The sequence below is a fragment of the Erwinia aphidicola genome (assembly GCF_024169515.1).
GTDB lineage: Bacteria > Pseudomonadota > Gammaproteobacteria > Enterobacterales > Enterobacteriaceae > Erwinia > Erwinia aphidicola.
The window spans coordinates 2,841,490-2,858,978 of the sequence record NZ_JAMKCQ010000001.1 but is presented as its reverse complement, the minus strand read 5'-3'; the positions used below and the strand labels follow the sequence as shown (position 1 = coordinate 2,858,978).

16 protein-coding genes and 2 pseudogenes are annotated in these 17,489 nt (G+C 53.9%); 6 read left to right on the top strand and 12 right to left on the bottom strand.

The genetic code is table 11. The annotated features are described in order from the left end of the window. Window positions 1-479 precede the first annotated feature (479 nt). Complete coding sequence (locus tag J2Y91_RS13305) at window positions 480-1,139, bottom strand: DUF421 domain-containing protein (protein ID WP_133624314.1); 660 nt, start codon at window positions 1,137-1,139, stop codon at window positions 480-482. Between the two features lie 517 nt (window positions 1,140-1,656). On the opposite strand from J2Y91_RS13305, the gene J2Y91_RS13300 reads away from it, so the two are divergent. After that, window positions 1,657-2,550: a GGDEF domain-containing protein gene (locus tag J2Y91_RS13300; protein WP_253538542.1), complete on the top strand. Its 894-nt coding sequence runs from the start codon at window positions 1,657-1,659 to the stop codon at window positions 2,548-2,550. 424 nt (window positions 2,551-2,974) lie between these two features. Further along, a pseudogene (locus J2Y91_RS13295) lies at window positions 2,975-3,349 on the top strand (site-specific integrase); the annotation flags it as partial. A gap of 61 nt (window positions 3,350-3,410) precedes the next feature. Here J2Y91_RS13295 and J2Y91_RS13290 read toward each other — a convergent pair. Next, window positions 3,411-4,289 carry a LysR family transcriptional regulator gene (locus tag J2Y91_RS13290; RefSeq protein ID WP_048918624.1) on the bottom strand — a complete coding sequence of 293 codons (879 nt, stop codon included), beginning with the start codon at window positions 4,287-4,289 and terminating at the stop codon, window positions 3,411-3,413. 100 nt (window positions 4,290-4,389) lie between these two features. Between J2Y91_RS13290 and J2Y91_RS13285 the strand changes: the two genes are divergently transcribed. Then, entirely contained in the window at window positions 4,390-5,364 is a 975-nt protein-coding gene (locus J2Y91_RS13285; protein ID WP_048916984.1) for a nitrilase family protein, read from the top strand. Window positions 5,365-5,491: 127 nt separating this feature from the next. On the opposite strand, the gene J2Y91_RS13280 is transcribed toward J2Y91_RS13285, so the two are convergent. From J2Y91_RS13280 to J2Y91_RS13270, 3 genes are read right to left on the bottom strand one after another with little or no spacing between them, the layout of a single operon-like run. Continuing rightward, entirely contained in the window at window positions 5,492-6,139 is a 648-nt protein-coding gene (locus J2Y91_RS13280; RefSeq protein ID WP_253538539.1) for a DUF799 domain-containing protein, read from the bottom strand. After that, window positions 6,139-6,489, bottom strand: coding sequence for a DUF4810 domain-containing protein (locus J2Y91_RS13275; protein WP_253538536.1), 351 nt, complete (start codon window positions 6,487-6,489; stop codon window positions 6,139-6,141). Before J2Y91_RS13275 ends, J2Y91_RS13280 begins: the two co-directional genes overlap by 1 nt. 16 nt (window positions 6,490-6,505) lie before the next feature. Continuing rightward, on the bottom strand, window positions 6,506-7,180 hold the full coding sequence (locus J2Y91_RS13270; protein ID WP_253538534.1) for a CsgG/HfaB family protein: 675 nt from the start codon (window positions 7,178-7,180) through the stop codon (window positions 6,506-6,508). A 326-nt stretch (window positions 7,181-7,506) separates the two neighbouring features. Here J2Y91_RS13270 and J2Y91_RS13265 point away from each other — a divergent pair, with 326 nt between their 5' ends. After that, the gene (locus J2Y91_RS13265; RefSeq protein WP_133624319.1) at window positions 7,507-7,830 is read left to right on the top strand and encodes a cell envelope integrity TolA C-terminal domain-containing protein; all 324 of its coding nucleotides are present in this window, start codon (window positions 7,507-7,509) and stop codon (window positions 7,828-7,830) included. On the opposite strand, the gene qhpR is transcribed toward J2Y91_RS13265, so the two are convergent. Continuing rightward, window positions 7,827-8,894 carry an AraC-like transcriptional regulator QhpR gene (gene qhpR / locus J2Y91_RS13260; protein WP_253538531.1) on the bottom strand — a complete coding sequence of 356 codons (1,068 nt, stop codon included), beginning with the start codon at window positions 8,892-8,894 and terminating at the stop codon, window positions 7,827-7,829. The genes J2Y91_RS13265 and qhpR overlap by 4 nt on opposite strands. Before the next feature lie 163 nt (window positions 8,895-9,057). Next, window positions 9,058-10,062, bottom strand: coding sequence for a phosphotransferase enzyme family protein (locus J2Y91_RS13255; protein ID WP_253538528.1), 1,005 nt, complete (start codon window positions 10,060-10,062; stop codon window positions 9,058-9,060). A 233-nt stretch (window positions 10,063-10,295) separates the two neighbouring features. Here J2Y91_RS13255 and eat point away from each other — a divergent pair, with 233 nt between their 5' ends. Continuing rightward, entirely contained in the window at window positions 10,296-11,660 is a 1,365-nt protein-coding gene (gene eat, locus J2Y91_RS13250) for an ethanolamine permease (RefSeq protein WP_062818376.1), read from the top strand. A gap of 82 nt (window positions 11,661-11,742) precedes the next feature. On the opposite strand, the gene mak is transcribed toward eat, so the two are convergent. After that, window positions 11,743-12,648 carry a fructokinase gene (mak, locus tag J2Y91_RS13245; RefSeq protein ID WP_048916992.1) on the bottom strand — a complete coding sequence of 302 codons (906 nt, stop codon included), beginning with the start codon at window positions 12,646-12,648 and terminating at the stop codon, window positions 11,743-11,745. Between the two features lie 146 nt (window positions 12,649-12,794). Between mak and rdgC the strand changes: the two genes are divergently transcribed. After that, window positions 12,795-13,706, top strand: coding sequence for a recombination-associated protein RdgC (gene rdgC, locus J2Y91_RS13240; protein WP_099753599.1), 912 nt, complete (start codon window positions 12,795-12,797; stop codon window positions 13,704-13,706). Window positions 13,707-13,775: 69 nt separating this feature from the next. On the opposite strand, the gene ppnP is transcribed toward rdgC, so the two are convergent. From ppnP to J2Y91_RS13220, 4 genes and pseudogenes are all read right to left on the bottom strand, one after another. Then, window positions 13,776-14,066 carry a pyrimidine/purine nucleoside phosphorylase gene (gene ppnP, locus J2Y91_RS13235; protein ID WP_048916994.1) on the bottom strand — a complete coding sequence of 97 codons (291 nt, stop codon included), beginning with the start codon at window positions 14,064-14,066 and terminating at the stop codon, window positions 13,776-13,778. Between the two features lie 100 nt (window positions 14,067-14,166). After that, on the bottom strand, window positions 14,167-14,844 hold the full coding sequence (locus J2Y91_RS13230) for an AroM family protein (RefSeq protein WP_253538525.1): 678 nt from the start codon (window positions 14,842-14,844) through the stop codon (window positions 14,167-14,169). Window positions 14,845-14,848: 4 nt separating this feature from the next. Next, complete coding sequence (locus J2Y91_RS13225) at window positions 14,849-15,778, bottom strand: DUF1177 domain-containing protein (RefSeq protein WP_253538522.1); 930 nt, start codon at window positions 15,776-15,778, stop codon at window positions 14,849-14,851. A gap of 13 nt (window positions 15,779-15,791) precedes the next feature. Further along, window positions 15,792-17,340 (bottom strand): annotated as a pseudogene (locus J2Y91_RS13220) (OPT/YSL family transporter). Between the last annotated feature and the right edge of the window lie 149 nt (window positions 17,341-17,489).

Below are 17,489 nucleotides of genomic sequence, written 5' to 3'. Positions count from 1 at the left end.
TGGATTAAAGAAACTTCGAATATGCCCGAATAAATCATACGCTCCGAAGAGCATTCGGGTTTATAAGTCAACTTCCTTTTTTTGAACACAACTCTGATGGCTTAGCTTTTGAAATGATGCTCAGATTAAGATCATTAAATGGCCTTATCGTACGTTTCCGTAGGTTTAGTCTATGAATAACCAGAGCCATGGTCGCAGCGGAAACCGCCTCCTGCAAGCGTCACTGACTGAGATGGCGCTGAGTATCATCCGGGAACACTATTCCGATTTTAGACCGGCGGAACGCCAAAACGTGGTAGATGCGGTGCTTCAAAAAGTCTGACAACGCTGCAACATGATGCGTTACGGGTATAACGGCCGATCGCTGATTACGAGAAAAGCGGTGGGTTACCGCCAAACACATCATAAAACCAATACCGGAGGCTCTAATACGGTATTGGTTTTAGTTAACTAAGTTAGTCGATAGCTTTAAAAAAGTTCTATGAGCGCGATTTCAATACTTCCCCATCATTCAGGATAAACGTTAAACGTCCACTCCAAAACTCTGCGATAAAGATATCCTCATAATCAAGTGAGGCTTTTTTCATTTCAACTTCAAGCCACTGTACATTTTTTTCAATTTCACTGAGTGCATGCTCACGGACTTTGCCATCTTTCATAATGATAACAGACGGCATCTCTGAACCCTCGCAGACTGCCGTTATTTGCCCGTTGGGTTCAATCTGAGCGTAATAGATCTCCTGAAAGGAATGAATGCCCTTCGCATGAAGTTGAGATGACACGTTCAAAATATCAATTTTATTCTTGTTATCAGATATATTTTCGACTAAAAACCTGCCTTTCTTAATAATAGGTATTGGTTGGCCTATGGCCATACTTCGAAAAAAATTTACATGCTTGCTTATTGCATTCAGTAATGAAATCAGAAACACCCCAATAAGGAGCACGATCAGATACTGATACAAAGGTATGGAGTCGCTGTAAATGACGCCTCCGATTATTCCACCCAGTACGAAGTTCCCGATAAAATCTATCGGCGTCATCTGCGACAGTTGGGTTTTTCCTGAAAGGTTGAGGTGAGTAATGACGATCACAAACCCAATTATGAACTTGACCAACACAAATCCGTAGTATTCCATATGACGCTACTCCCACACACGGTTTCTTGAAAACGAGGCACGGCATTGTAAGTTTATTGGTAACAATTTTACGATAGCAACTTCCGAAGTGCCAGAAAGAAGCAGTTATTACATATAATATTTTTCATAAAATTATCTGATTGATAATTTCCTTCAACTCTCTGAAAGATGTTGGAAAAGTAGTTTTCACTATTTCTCTTGGTATTAAGAATATCAGATTCTGATAACTACTTAAGATTTAAGATTATAGCTGGGAAACCACTTTCTTTTAATATAAGGATGTTTTGTTTATAGCTTGCTCAGCGATGATTTACAATTATTTATTTGACATTTGATGAGTTATAACTTTCTTAGTTAAATTAAAGAAAACAAAAAAACCAGATGTTATGTAATTGCAATTAATTTGTTGCATATTGGTTAACTAACGAAATATATTGTATTTATGTTAGTACTTCTAAAATTTTTATCTATCCCTTATGATAAACTTTATGCATTCTCATTAGGGCAAGGTATAAATATGAACTTTTCTGATAAATTAATCCACGAGATTGACAGCGTAAAAGGTCTTCTCTACAGAACCATAATTTTTTATACGGCATTTTCTACCGGATTGGTGTTCTTTCTGGGAGCAGATAAAATCATCTCATCACATATTACTATTTACCTTTTTTTAAATTTATTGACAATAATTATCCTGACATGGTTTATAAGAAAGTCATTCAAAATAGAGATACACGGGAAAAATTTAATTACATTTCGCGTCGGGCTTTTTTTACTCTTAAACTCTACTATCGTCACTATGGTCGGTGGCTTGAAAATTATTGATAATGATATTACTTCTCTTGTCTCTGCCGTATTGTATGTACCTGCAATGATGTTTATCATCTACTCTTTCAATAATTTTATCAATTATGTTAATGGCAGGTATAAATCTGTAGTAGAGCTCTCTTTAACAGATGAACTTACCGGACTTCCTAATAGAAGATATCTAAACCTCAAACTTAGAGACCTGGAGGATAAGTCAGGTGCAATATGCATTATAGATATTGATGACTTTAAGATGATTAACGATAACTATGGTCATGAAATGGGGGACAAAGTGCTTAAAAAATCGGGACTTATACTAAAGAAATTTGCATGTGAAAATATATTAGTGGCCCGTTCAGGTGGAGAGGAATTTGCCATTGTGTTAAAAGAGGGGGCGGCTGTAAACATTCTGGCAGAAAGGATAAAGAAATCCCTATCTTTAAGCAGCGCTGATGGCATCCCGACTACAGTCAGCATTGGCGTAGCATTGAAAACAGAGAATCAGACATCTTCATCGTGCCTCGCTTCTGCAGACGCAGCACTATATAGATCCAAAAGGAATGGTAAAAACAAAGTTACTTATTCCAACGATCATAATGAATAAAAGATCAGTCAGGCGCAGTGTTAATTAACAATATTCCACTTAGAATACAAAAAAACCAGCCATGTACTATGCATTTTATGTATTCAAAGAATCTAAACGCTATGAAAATAAAGTTATCGTCGCATCATAAGATAATTACTTTTTAACAAACCCTGTATTTATTTTTAATAATAGTTGTTAAATTGGAGTTTATGCCAATCTATTTATACTTTTTTTTTAAAAACCTCAACCTAGCCGAATAGACAGAATGTTATACAAAAAATCAGTTAAACTTTACTTTTAGGATATTGTAACGGTACTCCCCTCAGACAGAGATAAAATCCCCAGCAGCTCTAGATTAGAAGTACTCCTTCTTCAGGGTATTAATGGATAAAATGACACTGAGAATAAAAATCCTCCGAAGAGAATGACAGGAAAAATCTTAAGCGGCGTGACGTCCTGCTATCTGCTGGCGCCGGAAGTAAGCGCCCTGCTCCACTACATGCCTGACTGCAAACACCATTTTCTTTTCTGCACCCTGTGTAACACCGGTACGCGCATCGGGAAGCCTGCAGCAGGAGTCAATCGTACTAAACGGTCCCCGCCCCTTTGTTCGTATTCTTTCGAAGAAGGTCAGAAGCCAACGTAGCCGCCCGTCGAAAGATGCCGTCACCAGGTCCCGCTCACCGATCGCGACTACGTGCATCAGGTTCTGACCTGGTTAGCCACCGAACGTCCGAAGCGGCGAGAGCCGCTATTGTCGGTTACCGATGAGACCCTGCGCGGCTGTCTTAAGGCGACAGTAAGCCGTGCGGCCGCTGGCTTGATCTCACCTTCATGCAATTGCGGTTAGATTCGCGGGAATGCCCCCGCAAGGCTGATTACGCGCTTTCGACCGCAATACGCTTTCTAATACTGGCAATAAAATTATCGCGAATGACATTCTCCTTGTCGGCATTCCAGGCAATGCCAACTTTCCAGCTTATTGACTTGCCTGTTAACGGAATAATAACCCGTTCCGGTGGCGCGATATGCAGAACGCTGTAGGGCAAAATGGCAACACCGGTACCCGCGATCACCAACGCGACAATGGTATGTATATCATCAGCCAGCTGGGTGGAGGAGATAAAAAGACCGTTATCATGCAGAAAGCGGTCAATCTGCGCATTTAATCCCTGCCCGCGTTCAGCATGAAGACGTAACAAAGGAGATTTTTTTAGCCAGTCAGCAGCAGACAATGATAACGACGGCGTTGCGGGCGCCATCAGAACCAGCCGATCGGTAAATAATGGCAGGTAATCAAGCGCTATCGGTGGTGGAACCCTGACAAATCCTACCTGAAGCTCATCATTTTGCAGCAGCTCGTACTGGAGGAAGGAGGGAAGATCCGTCAAAGACATCTCTATTCCCGGATAGTCTCTGCGAAATTCAGCAATACAGCGTGGTGCCAGATAAAAGCTGGAGAGACCAAATCCAACGGCGATATGCCCCTCAATTCCGGCCGATACCCGCCCTGCGTGATCCATAAACACCTGGGCTTGCCTGACTACTTTTTCAGCCTCTGGCAATAAGCATCTTCCCCCGGCGGTCAGTGTTGCGCCGTGACGCCCGCGTGAAAAAAGTGGCACCTTCACCGTCGACTCAAGAAGATTGATCTGCTTGGTCAATGCGGGTTGCGAGATAAACAGTGCCCGGGCCGCGTCGGCATAATTTCCTTTTTCGGCCAGAATCAAAAAGGCCTTTAGCAACCGGATATTCAATTTTTCATTCCAAAAGGTTATCGAAAATGGAAATCATTTGATTATACAGTTATTGCCAATCGTTATGTAATTCAGTTTCGATAACAACTGGAGAATCATCATGCACGCGCTGACGTCCTTAAAGGCTGCAACCGTACAGTTTCAGCATCAGGCAAATAACAAAAAATATAATCTGCTGATAATGGAGAAGTTTATTGAACAGGCGGCCATCCAGCAGGTGAAGATCCTGACGTTTCCGGAAATGTGTATCACCGGCTATTGGCATGTCCCTAAGCTCACCGCAGCGGAGGTTTCCGCACTTGCAGAACCGATCGCCACCAGCCCTTCCCTGATGTTAATTCGCGCTCTGTCGATAAAACATCAAATGCTTATTGGCGCCGGTCTGATTGAACGCGCCGATGATGGCCGCCTTTATAATGCGTACGTTGCCTGTATGCCAGACGGCTCAATGCAGACGCATCGAAAACTTCATGCCTTTGAGCATCCGGCCATCAGCAGCGGTGACAGGTTTACCGTTTTTGATACTCCCTGGGGAGTAAAAGTAGGGATCTTGATTTGCTGGGACAATAATCTGGTGGAAAATGTGCGCGCTACGGCATTGCTGGGTGCCGATATCCTTCTCGCGCCACATCAAACAGGCGGCACCGATTCCCGCAGCCCTTATGCGATGAAACCCATTCCGCTGTCGCTGTGGGCGGAACGGGAAACGCGCAAGGAAGAAATTACTGCTGCATTCAAGGGGGCAAGCGGTCGGGAATGGCTGATGCGATGGTTACCTGCCCGTGCGCACGACAACGGGTTATTTCTTCTCTTTAGTAACGGCGTAGGCGCAGATGATGACGAAGTCCGCACGGGCAATGCCATGATCCTCGATCCTTACGGGAGGATCATTAATGAAACCTGGGCTGCTGAAGATTTTATGGTGAGCGCTGAACTGGATTTAAGCCTGCTTGCCATGAGTACCGGACGTCGCTGGATCCACGGCCGCCGTCCTGATTTATACCAGATTCTGACACAACCGCAGGGTTATGAACGGGATGCGATCAGCGCACGATTTTCAGATGAGATACCGTAATCTGATAGGTGAGTGAAAAGAACACAGGGTCGTTATTGAAGGTAAGGCCGTGACGTTTATGAAGGCGCAGATTTGCATGCCAGACTAGCTTATCAGGGCCGCAGGGGGATCCCCGCGGCCCTGACCGTTACAGTGCGGACACCGGAAGCGCGCGCGGGCCAGGCAAAATACTGCCGTTAACGCCATCAGCGGTCAGCATCCCGGCAGCGGCCAGAATTGCAACGTCATGGCTTTTGTCGCTCACGCTGCTGGCAATCTGCTTGATGGCCGCACTGATGAGCATGCCGAGTGGACCCGCGTTGTTATTGTCCTGAGCATCAGTGGCATAGCCAGTACCGGACCAGATCTGCTTACCGCTGCGCAGGTCAACCAGGCGCGCAGCCGCTTTGACCTCGGTCACGCTATCCACCAGCATAAATTTGGTGCCGTAGCTGCTGACATCAATATACAGCGCCGCGTCCGCGTTGAAAATTTCACGCAGTTTGGCGGGGCTAACACTCTGCGCATCGGCGGCGCTGCTCAGGCCGTTCTGCTCGAAGGTTTTATCCACCACCGCCACCGGGAACACGTAGTAACCGGACTCGGCCAGCGGCGCAGTGACGACCGACACCACGCTATGAGCCGCATTCACATCCGGGCTGCTATTCGTCGCGGGCAGAACCACAATCGAAGCCGGCTTACTGGCGCGAAAAGCGCTGTAGTCATAGGGCTTAGGTTTGGCACAGCCGGATAACAGCACAGCGCCGGCAACAATCATCAGAGACCAGAGCTTCATTATTTTTTCACCTTATTACGCATCAGAAAATCCATATAGGCCGCAGATTCCGGGAACTGGGTTTTCTCGGCGTTGAACTGCTGGAAAGCCAGGTCAGTACGGCTGGTATCGACGTATAACAGGCCAAGCTGGGCGTGCAGGCCAGGGGGAACCGGTTTATTTTTCGCCTTTGCCTGCTCGACAATCGCATTCAGCGATTCAATTTGCTGCTCGGGTGATTTATCGTGCTGATAATAGCTGTATAAAGTGGATTGATAATCGCCCCAGTAATAGACGCTCTGTTTCTTTTGCGCGCAGCCGACAACGATCAGCGCAGCACAGGCCACGCCGAGGGTTTTTAAAACGCTCATGATTATTCCCTTATTATTATTTCGCCGGGCGCCATGCGCCGGACTCAATTCCATTGACCAGATGATTGACCGCTTCGCGAATGGCTAAATCCATCACCTTACCATTCAGCGTGGAGTCATAGCTGGAGGTGCCGCCGAAGCCGATAATTTCACGGTTAGACAGGCTGTATTCGCCGGCGCCCTGAACGGCATAGACCACTTCAGAGGTGGTCACATCGACGACGTTAAGATTCACTTTAGCGTAAGCCACCTGAGACTTGCCGCGGCCCAGGATGCCCCACAGCTGGTGGTCGCCCACTTCTTTACGGCCAAATTCGGTAATATCACCGGTGATAATATAGTTCGCGCCTTTAATAGACTGCGTGCTGCCTTTATAGCCCGCTTCCGCCTTGAGTTCTTCCAGGTTGGTGCGGTCCATGACGTTAAAGCGCCCGGTCTGCTGCAGGTGGGTAATCAGAATGGTTTTCGACTGGCTTCCCAGGCGGTCCACGCCGTCAGAGAACACCCCATTCATATAGGCGGACCGATTATCGAATTTGCCCACGGCAATCGGGCTTTTTACTCCCTGATATTGCGGCTGAGCGGCGGCAGCCACCTGAGGGGCTTCAATAGAGCGTGAGGATTCGGTGGCACAACCGGTTAACAGTACGGTGCCGAATAAGCTAACAACAGCAAGACGGGTAGGTTTCATTTTAATCCCTGAATGAAAAATGCAGCGAAAATCCCGCACCAGACAAATTAATATCATCTGGAAATAATAAACGCGAGAATTACAGATAAAGGTGAGAATGCGGCGCCAGAATAACACAGGCAGTTCTTGCAAATAAACCGAAATAGTCAATTAATTTAATTGATTAACGGTAATATATACAGCCGAACTAAACCGCCACAACCCCTTAAGGCAAATTTAAGAGAAAATTCTGTAAATCACTTTGCCAGAATGATTTTTGTTTGCTGTCTGCGCGGGTCCGGTACAATGCGACATTATTTATCGCTTTAATTCTGGGGCAAAGCGCAATGTATAAACCTTATTTGACTCTGGGCCTGCTAATCGTCGGCGTTATATTAAGCGGATGTCACGCCACTGCGCGCAAAAACGATCGCTATCTCGCCGCGATGCAGCAAGGCATACAGCGCCATTTCACCGATGCCCACCGCTATCAGGGTAAGGTTTGCCGCGTGACGCTAAAGTACGGTGCGAACCAGCGCTATCAGGTGCTGCGCACCGAAGGTGATGAGTTGCTCTGCCTGAAAACGTGGAGCCTGGTGGCCAGCGCGCCCGATCTGCCCGCGCCGCCGCCTGAACTGGCTGACGGCGTGGCGATTGATTTTCGCCCTTAGCCCGCCAGCTCGTCCTGTCGCCACTGGCGCGGGCTGATGCCGAACCAGCGGCGAAAGGCGCGCGAAAAGGCGCTGACTTCGGAGTAGCCCAGCAGCAGCGCCATCTCGGAAATCGGCAGCTGGCGCTGCTGTAGATAGTGTTTCGCCATCTCACAGCGCACGGCATCCACCAGCGCGGTAAAGCTCAGCCCCTCTTCGCGCAGGCGGCGCTGCAGTGACCAGCTCGACAGCCCCATCTTATCCGCGACCTCTTCCAGCACCGGCTCGCCCTGCAGCATCACCCGGTGCACCTGCGCACGCGCCTGGTCGACAATATTCTGCTGCGGCGTGGCGCTGTTCAGGCGGCGGATCGCATCCTGCATTACGCCAAGCAGCAGCGGATCGCTGTCGGGCATCGCGCGGGCGAGATCGCGTTTCGGTATCAGCAAGGAGTTAAACGGCTGGTCGAAATAGACCGGGGCATCAAAGGCTTTGCAGTGTTCGTGCCACTGCGCCGGGCGCGGATGTTCAAAGTGAACCTCACGCGGCGCCCAGTGTTTACCGGCCACGTGGCGGATCAGGTTCATAAACATCCCCAACGTCAGCTCGGCATCCTGACGGCGGCAGAGAATGGCGCCGTGGCGCACCTGATAATCCAGCCGCCAGCAGTCCCCCTTGTCCACCAGCCGGGTCAGCGTATCGTGCTGGTGCCAGGGAAAAGCATGCGCGACGTTTTGCAGCGCCTGCTCCAGCGTGGCGCTGCACAGGCCAATGTAGCCAATCAGACCTAATGACTGTGGTTTAAACTGCCTGCCGTAGTGTAAACCGAAGTTATCACAGCCTGAACTGCGCGCCGCCTCTTCCATCACCCGGCAGTAGTTGATTAAGCCAAGGCTGAGGGTGGGCTGCGCCAGCAGCTCCGGGTCAATACCGCTGACGCCAAAGATACGATCGACATCGCCGCCGCTGTGGCTGATAAAGTCGCTCAGGCCGCTGGCGGCGGCGGCGAGCACGCCACGGTTGGCGGCATTGCCGCTGTGCAAGACGTGGCTGATTTCAGGGCGTGCCAGTTGAGTATGTAACATGTGATTGTCTCCTGCTGCCTGGGGTACTCCCCTCTCCCCGTATACAGAGCAAATTGCGTACCAACCGCAACATCAGACAATTCGCGTGCTTGCGTATGGCTATCCGTGCGAAAAGAGCACCGTGGCAGCACAAAGTGCCCGTCCACGGTGCAACGTGGCGGGTTTATGCGCCGACCGGCAGCTGCGACGTTTCCAGATAACGGCGACACAGGCGCACTGAATGATCCGCCCACTGCGGGCCGAGGCTGTGCGCCATCTCCGTTTCCGCGTGCGATCCCGCCCAGGCCAGCAGCTGAATGCGGCGCTGGATCAGCAGCGTCGGCACCCGATCCATCTCCGCATCGCTGATATGCGCCACCTGCTCATAGCCGGTGATCCAGTTGTCGACCCACTCTGCGGCGCGCGGATGGTGCTCAACAAAGCTGATTGCAGCCGCCAGGTCGTGCAGATACCAGCCGAAGCCGCAATCGTCAAAGTCGATCACCCGGGTTTCGCCCTTGTGCAGCAGCAGGTTGGTCAGGCGCAGATCGGCGTGGATCAGGCCGTAGTTGTGCGGCGCTTTGCCAAACTCCGCCAGCTCGGATCCCACTCTGGCGATCGCCTGCTCAACGATCGCCCGGTCGCCGATGCGCAGATTGGGGGCATCGCGCCAGTCGCCCCAGTGGCTTTGCGCACTGACCATGGTGTGATGATCCCAGATAATGCGCTGGAACCCGGCCGGCTGTTGCCAGCGGCGGCTGTGCTGATGCAGGCGCGCGGTGATATTGCCGAGCTGGCGAAAGGCGCGCGGGTCGACATCGGTGCCCGGCATCTCGCCCTCAATCCAGTGGAACAGTACCGCGTGGCGCACCGTTCCCTCTTCCAGCACCAGCGTTTGCACCGTTTCCCCTGTGCTATCCGCCACCGCCTGCGGCACCTCGATGCCGGTTTCGCGCAGAGCGTCCAGCCACTTCAGCTCGCTGACGATATCGGCGTATTGGTGATAGTCGGGACGGTGCAGGCGCAGCGCATAGCGTTTACCGCCCGCTTCCAGCAGGAAAGTGGCGTTTTCCGAGCGGCACAGCAGGCTCAGCTTGCCCTGCAGAGCGGCGGGATAGCGGGCCAGCGTGCGTTCGGCCAGGCGCTGCAGCGCGTCATTGTTCAGGGTGTCATTTTGTTTGGCAGTCATTATCTGGCTCCGCAATCGAGGTTGAACGATGTCTCTGTGATAACCAGCATCCGATCGCCCGCCCATTTCGGCTTGACCGCAGACGACCCTGTTTTGACCGTAGCGTACATCTGGCGCTTTTTTTGCAGCGTAGTTGACCGCAGCGCGCAGAAATCATCACGCCCGCGTCAAGTTTCCCCCCTCGGGGAGCTGCATTATCGGCCCACTAACACAATAATGACGGGGATAACGGTATGACGAGCACACTCAAACCCACGCTGGGCACCATCCATTTGTGGGGGATTGCGGTAGGTCTGGTGATTTCCGGGGAATATTTTGGCTGGAGCTACGGCTGGGGCGTAGCGGGTACGCTGGGCTTCCTGTTGACCACGCTGATGATCGCCCTGATGTACACCTGCTTTATTTTCAGCTTTACCGAACTCACCACCGCTATTCCCCATGCCGGCGGCCCTTTCGCCTACAGCCGCCGCGCCTTTGGCGAAACCGGTGGCCTGATTGCCGGGATGGCAACGCTGATTGAGTTTGTCTTCGCGCCCCCGGCTATCGCCATGGCGATCGGTGCCTATCTCAACGTGCAGTACCCGGAGCTGAACCCGAAATATGCGGCGGTCGGCGCCTATATCGTCTTTATGACGCTGAATATTCTTGGCGTAAAGCTGGCAGCGATGTTTGAACTGGTGGTGACCGTGCTGGCGGTGCTTGAGCTGCTGGTATTTATGGGCGTGGTGGCGCCGGGCTTCAGCATTGCCAACTTCGCCGCCAACGGCTGGGCGGGCGGCGAGCACTTCGGCATGCCTGCGCTGTCGGGGATCTTCGCGGCGATCCCGTTTGCTATCTGGTTCTTCCTCGCGATTGAGGGGGCTGCCATGGCCGCCGAAGAGGCGAAAGATCCGAAGCGCACCATCCCACGTGCCTATGTGGCCGGGATCCTGACGCTGGTGGTGCTGGCGATCGGCGTGATGCTGATGGCGGGCGGTGCAGGCGACTGGCGCACGCTGTCTAACATCAATGACCCGCTGCCGCAGGCGATGAAAATGATCGTCGGCAACCATTCCAACTGGATGCATATGCTGGTGTGGATTGGCCTGTTCGGCCTGATTGCCAGCTTCCACGGCATCATTCTTGGCTACTCGCGCCAGTTCTTTGCGCTGTCGCGCGCCGGATATCTGCCAAGCGGTCTGGCGAAGCTGTCACGCTTTCAAACTCCGCACCGCGCAATTATTGCCGGTGGAGCGATCGGCATTGTCGCCATCTTCAGCGACGGCTGGATTAACCTGCAGGGCATGTCGCTGACGGCGGCGATGATCACCATGGCGGTGTTTGGTGCCATCGTGATGTACATCATGAGCATGCTGAGCCTGTTCCGCCTGCGCCGCACGGCGCCAGAGCTGGAGCGCACCTTCCGCGCGCCGGGTTACCCGGTGGTGCCGATGATTGCGCTGGTGCTGGCGGTGGTATGCCTGATCGCGATGCTGTGGTTTAACGCGCTGATTGGCGCTGTTTTTGTCGGCCTGATGGCGATCGGCTATCTGTGGTTCCTGATGACCAAAAGCCACCGCGATAATGCCCCGCACGACGTGATGCTGCAGGGCGAATAACGGTTTCGGCGATGTTAACCGGCCTTACGGGCGGACCGGAAAAGAGGGTCCGCCCCTACATTGCTGTAGGGGCCCCGTCAGATCACAACGGCCACAGCCACGCCGCCCCGCGCACGCCGCTGGAATCACCGTGGACGGCGCGGCGGATCGGGGTGGCAAACTCGCCGCCGAACACCCAGTTTTTCACCAGCTGCGGCACCGTCTGATACAGGCGCTCAACGTTGCTCATCCCACCGCCCAGCACGATCATATCCGGGTCGAGGATGTTCACCACGTGCGCCAGCGACTTCGCCAGCCGCATCTCGTAGCGGCTCATCGCCAGCTCGGCCACCGGGTCCTGCTGCTCCAGCCGCTTGATAATCTCCGCGCCTTTGAGATCGATGCCGCTCAGCCGCTGGTAATCCGTGGCAAAGCCGGTGCCGGAGATAAAGGTTTCGATGCAGCCCTGCTTACCGCAGTAGCACGGCACCTCTTCGCGGTAGCGCAGCTCGTCTTCATCCATCCACGGCAGCGGGTTGTGCCCCCACTCGCCGGCGTTGCCGTTTCCGCCGCTGTGCGCCTGGCCGTTCAGCGCCACGCCTGCGCCGCAGCCGGTGCCGATTATTACCGCAAACACCGTCTGCTTACCGGCAGCGGCACCGTCGACCGCTTCCGACACCGCCAGGCAGTTGGCATCATTGGCAATGCGCACTTCGCGCCCCAGCCGCTGCTGCAGGTCTTTATCCAGCGGCTGACCGTTCAGCCAGGTGGAGTTGGCGTTTTTTACCCGCCGCGTAAACGGCGACAGCGTGCCGGGAATGCCCAGCCCAACGCTGCCCTGCTGCCCGGTCTCCTGCTCTGCCCGCTTTACCAGCCCGATGATGTTCTCCACGGTCTTGTCATAGTCGTCACGCGGCGTGGGGACGCGGTAGCGGAACAGTTCTTCGCCGTGGTCAGATAAGGCAATCACTTCTGTTTTGGTGCCACCTAAATCAATACCAATACGCACTTGTTATTCCTCATTATTTGACGGTGAGATCACTACCTTAGAAGGCGGCAGGCGGAAAGGCAATGAAACCCCGCCGCCGATTCGCTATCATGCGCCCTGACTTTGAACTCGCGCGCCTTCTTGCGCGCACAGAGAGGGAATGCAGCATGCTGTGGTTTAAAAATTTGATGGTCTATCGTCTTAGTCGCGACATTCCGCTGGTAGCAGACGAGATGGAAAAACAGCTCGATGCTTTCTCTTTCACCCCGTGCGGCAGCCAGGATATGTCGAAAACTGGCTGGGTCTCGCCGATCGGTCCGCGCAGCGAAGATCTGACCCACGTCACTAACGGCCAGATCCTGATCTGCGCGCGCAAAGAAGAGAAAATGCTGCCTTCGCCGGTGATCAAACAGGCGCTGGAAGCGAAAATCAGCAAGCTGGAAGCCGAGCAGTCGCGCAAGCTGAAAAAAACCGAGAAAGACTCACTGAAGGATGAAGTGCTGCACAGCCTGCTGCCGCGTGCCTTCAGCCGCTTCAGCCAGACGTATGTCTGGATCGATACCGTGAACAACCTGATTATGGTTGACTGTGCCAGCGCGAAAAAAGCCGAGGATACGCTGGCGCTGCTGCGTAAGAGCCTGGGGTCACTGCCGGTGGTGCCGCTGACGCTGGAAAGCCCGATTGAGCTGACCATGACCGAGTGGGTGCGCTCTGGCGAGCTGCCTGCCGGTTTCGCGCTGATGGATGAAGCCGAGCTGAAAGCGATTCTGGAAGATGGCGGCGTGATCCGCTGTAAGAAGCAGGACCTGGTGTGCGATGAGATCGCCAACCATATCGAAGCGGGCAAGCTGGTCACCAAGCTGGCACTGGACTGGCAGGAGCGCATCCAGATGGTGCTCTCCGATGACGGTTCTATCAAACGCCTGAAGTTCGCCGATATTCTGCGCGAGCAGAATGACGACATTGACCGCGAAGACGTGACCGGGCGTTTTGATGCTGACTTTATTCTGATGACCGGCGAACTGGCCGCGCTAATCAGCAATACGGTGGAAGCGCTGGGCGGGGAAGCCGAACGTTAATTGACCTTGCTGGCGACGCATGCGTCGCCAGTACGCGCAGGGGCCGGGCATGCCCGACCCGCTACATTATCAATCTTTCAGATAACGACACAGATAGGCAGACGGCTCAGCCACCTGAAGATGGAATTCACTGTGGCCCGGCACGTTAAATACCTCACCCGGCGCATATCTTTTCCACTCGGCTTCACCCGGCAGCAGCACTTTCAGCGAGCCGCTGACCACCGTCATCTCTTCCGCCTGAGCGGTACCAAAGGTGTATTCACCTTCCGCCATCACGCCAACGCTGGCGCGGCCGGTCGTGGCGCTCTCGAAGCCAATTGACTTCACTTTACCGTCAAAATACTCACTAACATTGAGCATATAAATTCCTTAAAATCAGAGACAAAGGTAAGCTGGCAGTGTAGTGGCATAATTGAGCGGCTGTCACGCACTATTGCGCATCAGCCGCTGCAATCGTGACTCAGACCAGTAATTCTGCCGCCAGTTTGGCGACCAGCACGTTCGAAAGTAGTACCGGAATACCCAACAGTTTTTGCAGGAAATCACGGTGACGCTGGTGATAACCGATACAGTCCAGCACCACCACATCTGCCCCTTGCTCCTGCAGCGACAGCGCAGCATCAATCAGCGTCTCATCGCTGGCCAGATACGGGCTGGCAACGGCGAAACAGGGTGGCTGCGTCAGGTTTTTCCACTTGTTGGCCTGCTCCTGAATCTGTTCGGCCACCGGCACCACAATCCCCACCTGATGACCATCGACAATCGCCTCGATCAGCGGCGGGATAATACGGTCCGGCTCCAGCAGTATCGCCTCACTGGCGTACAGTTTGCCGAACTCACCGGTGCATAACAGCAGGATAGTGCTAAACCCCTCATCTTCCAGCTGCAGGATGCGTTTATGCAAACCGCGCTCCACTTTACTCGCCGCCAGCGTCACCTGGCTGCCGTCGGTCAGCCTGGAGACCAGCACCTTCTCGCCGTCTGACGGCGCGTACTGCTCAGCAATTTGCCCGGGCGTGAGGCCATCCAGCAGCCCGGAGTGGGCAATCTGTTCTTCGGGCAGGTACTCCAGCAGCAGCGGCATAATATCCGTGCGCGGGGACTGCCCAATCGTCAACGTCACCAGAGAGGGATTCATAAGCTTAATTCCGCGAGCTAAGATGGCTCAGGCTGCCGTACAGCGCCAGCAGGCGCGCATACTCTTCGGCGTCGTAAAACGCGCAGCTGCCCCGTCCGAACTCTTTTGCCACTTCCACCGCGAACTTCACGGCCAGCGCGATATCGACTTCATGGCTGGCGCCGGTACCACAACCGGGAACCACCGACTCGCTACAGATTGCCACCCCCACCACCGGCACATCGGTTGCCGTTGCTGGCTGGAGGATGCTGTTGAGGTGATACACACCGTTGCCGTACGGCGTAATATCCTGCGTGGTGATCGGGAAAGTCACTGCCGGACGGCCGCTGGTCATCTCCATAATGCGCAGTAAGTCTTCCGATACGCGCAGGATATAACCCTGCTTAACCGTCGGCGACAGCGCATACCCTTTGTGGTTGAGGATGCGGTTGCCCTTGGTGGTATCTATGGAAAGAATAGCATCTGTGCCGGGCACCACTTCATTATCGTTCATGGTGACGTCGTCGATCGGCGAGTCCATAAAGTCGACCGGCTCGTGCGGGCGGGTTGGCGCATTCGGGCAGATATGGGTGGTGATGATGACGTCACCCGCCAGAAAATCGCCTTTACGCTGCATCTCGGCCAGCTTCAGCGCACTGCTGACGGCAGCGACCGCACCATCGGCGTCCGACACCATGCCGATACGCGTTGGCCGTGCGCCAATGCCGCCCAGACGGCCGATAATCCCCAGCGTGGGAGCAGCCCCCCCCCGGCTCTTCCCTGCGCTGCCGGTCAGGGTGATGCTCACGAAATCGGTCTGCCCTTTCGGGCCGCTGACGCGCTTAACGCTGGCGCAAACGCCCGGGTAGCCGCTGAACAGATCCGCGACATCCTGCCCGCTGACGCTGGCGCTATCCAGTAGCTCAAAAACCTGCAAAGTCTGCTGCAAACTCATGTCGTTACCTTAATTATCGTTTGGTGCCGCTGCTGAAAAGGGAGTTAAAAAAGCTGTAAAGCGCATCACCGGCAATAAATCACTTCCATCGGCGTACGCCCGCGATCGCCCCAGATACGGGTAATGATCAGGCGCAGCACGATACCCGTGACCACAGCCCAGCCGGCCATTGCGTTGAAGATCAGCAGGCCGGTCGCCAGCAGAACGCCGAGCTGACGCTTCGGCCCGCCGATCAGCTGGATCACTGCGCCAGGGATCGCCCAGATCAGTAAGTTATGCGCGATACCCGGTTCCGCTCCGGCCTGAATGGTTTTGGCATACACCCGCGCCACCGGCGGGATCAGATCCTGACTAAAGAAGCTGGCATGGGCGAACCACACCACGGGGATCGAGACGACAAAGGCGATCAGCGCGGCAAACAGCTGTATGCGCCGGCCCCACAGCTCCTGCTGCAGATCGCGACCCTGCCCGCGCAGCACAAAGCCGGCTTTCAGGTCATAACCCATATCAGCAAACGCCGGTCCGGTGGCGGCGGTGAAGCCGGTAAGCACGCAGAGCGCCAGCGGCGGGAAGCCGATCAGGATACCGATGATCAGGGTGATCAGGGCCACGGCAAAAGCCGGGAACCAGCCGGAATGCATCGCCGCAATGCCCACCAGCAGCTCGTGAACAAAGGCCGCAAAGGCGGCATAGATGATGAAGGCGAGCAGCATCGGCAGTGACATCTGCGCCCACAGCCCGGCGCTCAGCGCCAGCAGGGCAGCAATCGCCAGGTAGCCCACCGTTCCCAGTCCCAGCGCTTTGCGCACCTCTGTATCCGGGCTGGAGTAAACCGTGGTGTCGCTCTTTTTGCTGCGGATCACCTGTACCACCTGAATCAGCGCCACCAGCCCGGCACCGACCATCACGCCGTGCGGAATATAGTTAGCGTTGATATCAATCCCGGCAATCGGCTGGGCGTAGGCGCGTAACAGTAAGCCGATGCCAAACATGCTCAGCGCCCAGATATTGCCGATAAACGCGGTACCAAAGGCCGCCATCGGGATTTTCAGCACTGAGCCGACGATGCCGCCGAGCACGCCGACCAGCAGCAGCCAGGCGTGGCTGCCGCCTTTATCGCCCGCTTTAATCGCTTCCGCCGCCGCCACGCCCGGTGGCCATGCATTGCTGGCCGGGAAAACGCGGGTATCAAACAGGCGATACAGCAGGTAAGCATCCAGCAGCATCGCCGCACTCACGCCGACAAACATCGGCAGGATAAGCTGTGGCTGCCCCATAACCCACGGCACGGCAATCGGCATCAGCAGGCTATTCGCGGCGCCGAAGGTGGCAGAAGAGATCGCCGTCTGCGCAAGGTTTTGGGTATGAATCGATCGATAGCGCTGGAAGGCTTTGAGTGGAATACGTGCCAGCAGCATCGCCAGCAGGGCGCCGATAATAGAGGTGTTAGGCGTCACGCCCAGCGTGGTTAACAGCTGCACGCCAATAATGGCGCCGAGCACTGAAAGTAGAAGCAGCACCACAATGGTGCCAGCATCCTTTAAAGGATTATCCTGCCGCATATTTTCCCCGGTAAAGACCCTGTCCGATGGTGATGGAATGATGTTTTTTGCCCGTGGCAAAATAGTCCCCCGATACTGCGGGGGGATATTTTGCTTATTATCACTGGTCTCTGAGGACCTTATTAGAATGTTGTATTATTGACGGTACT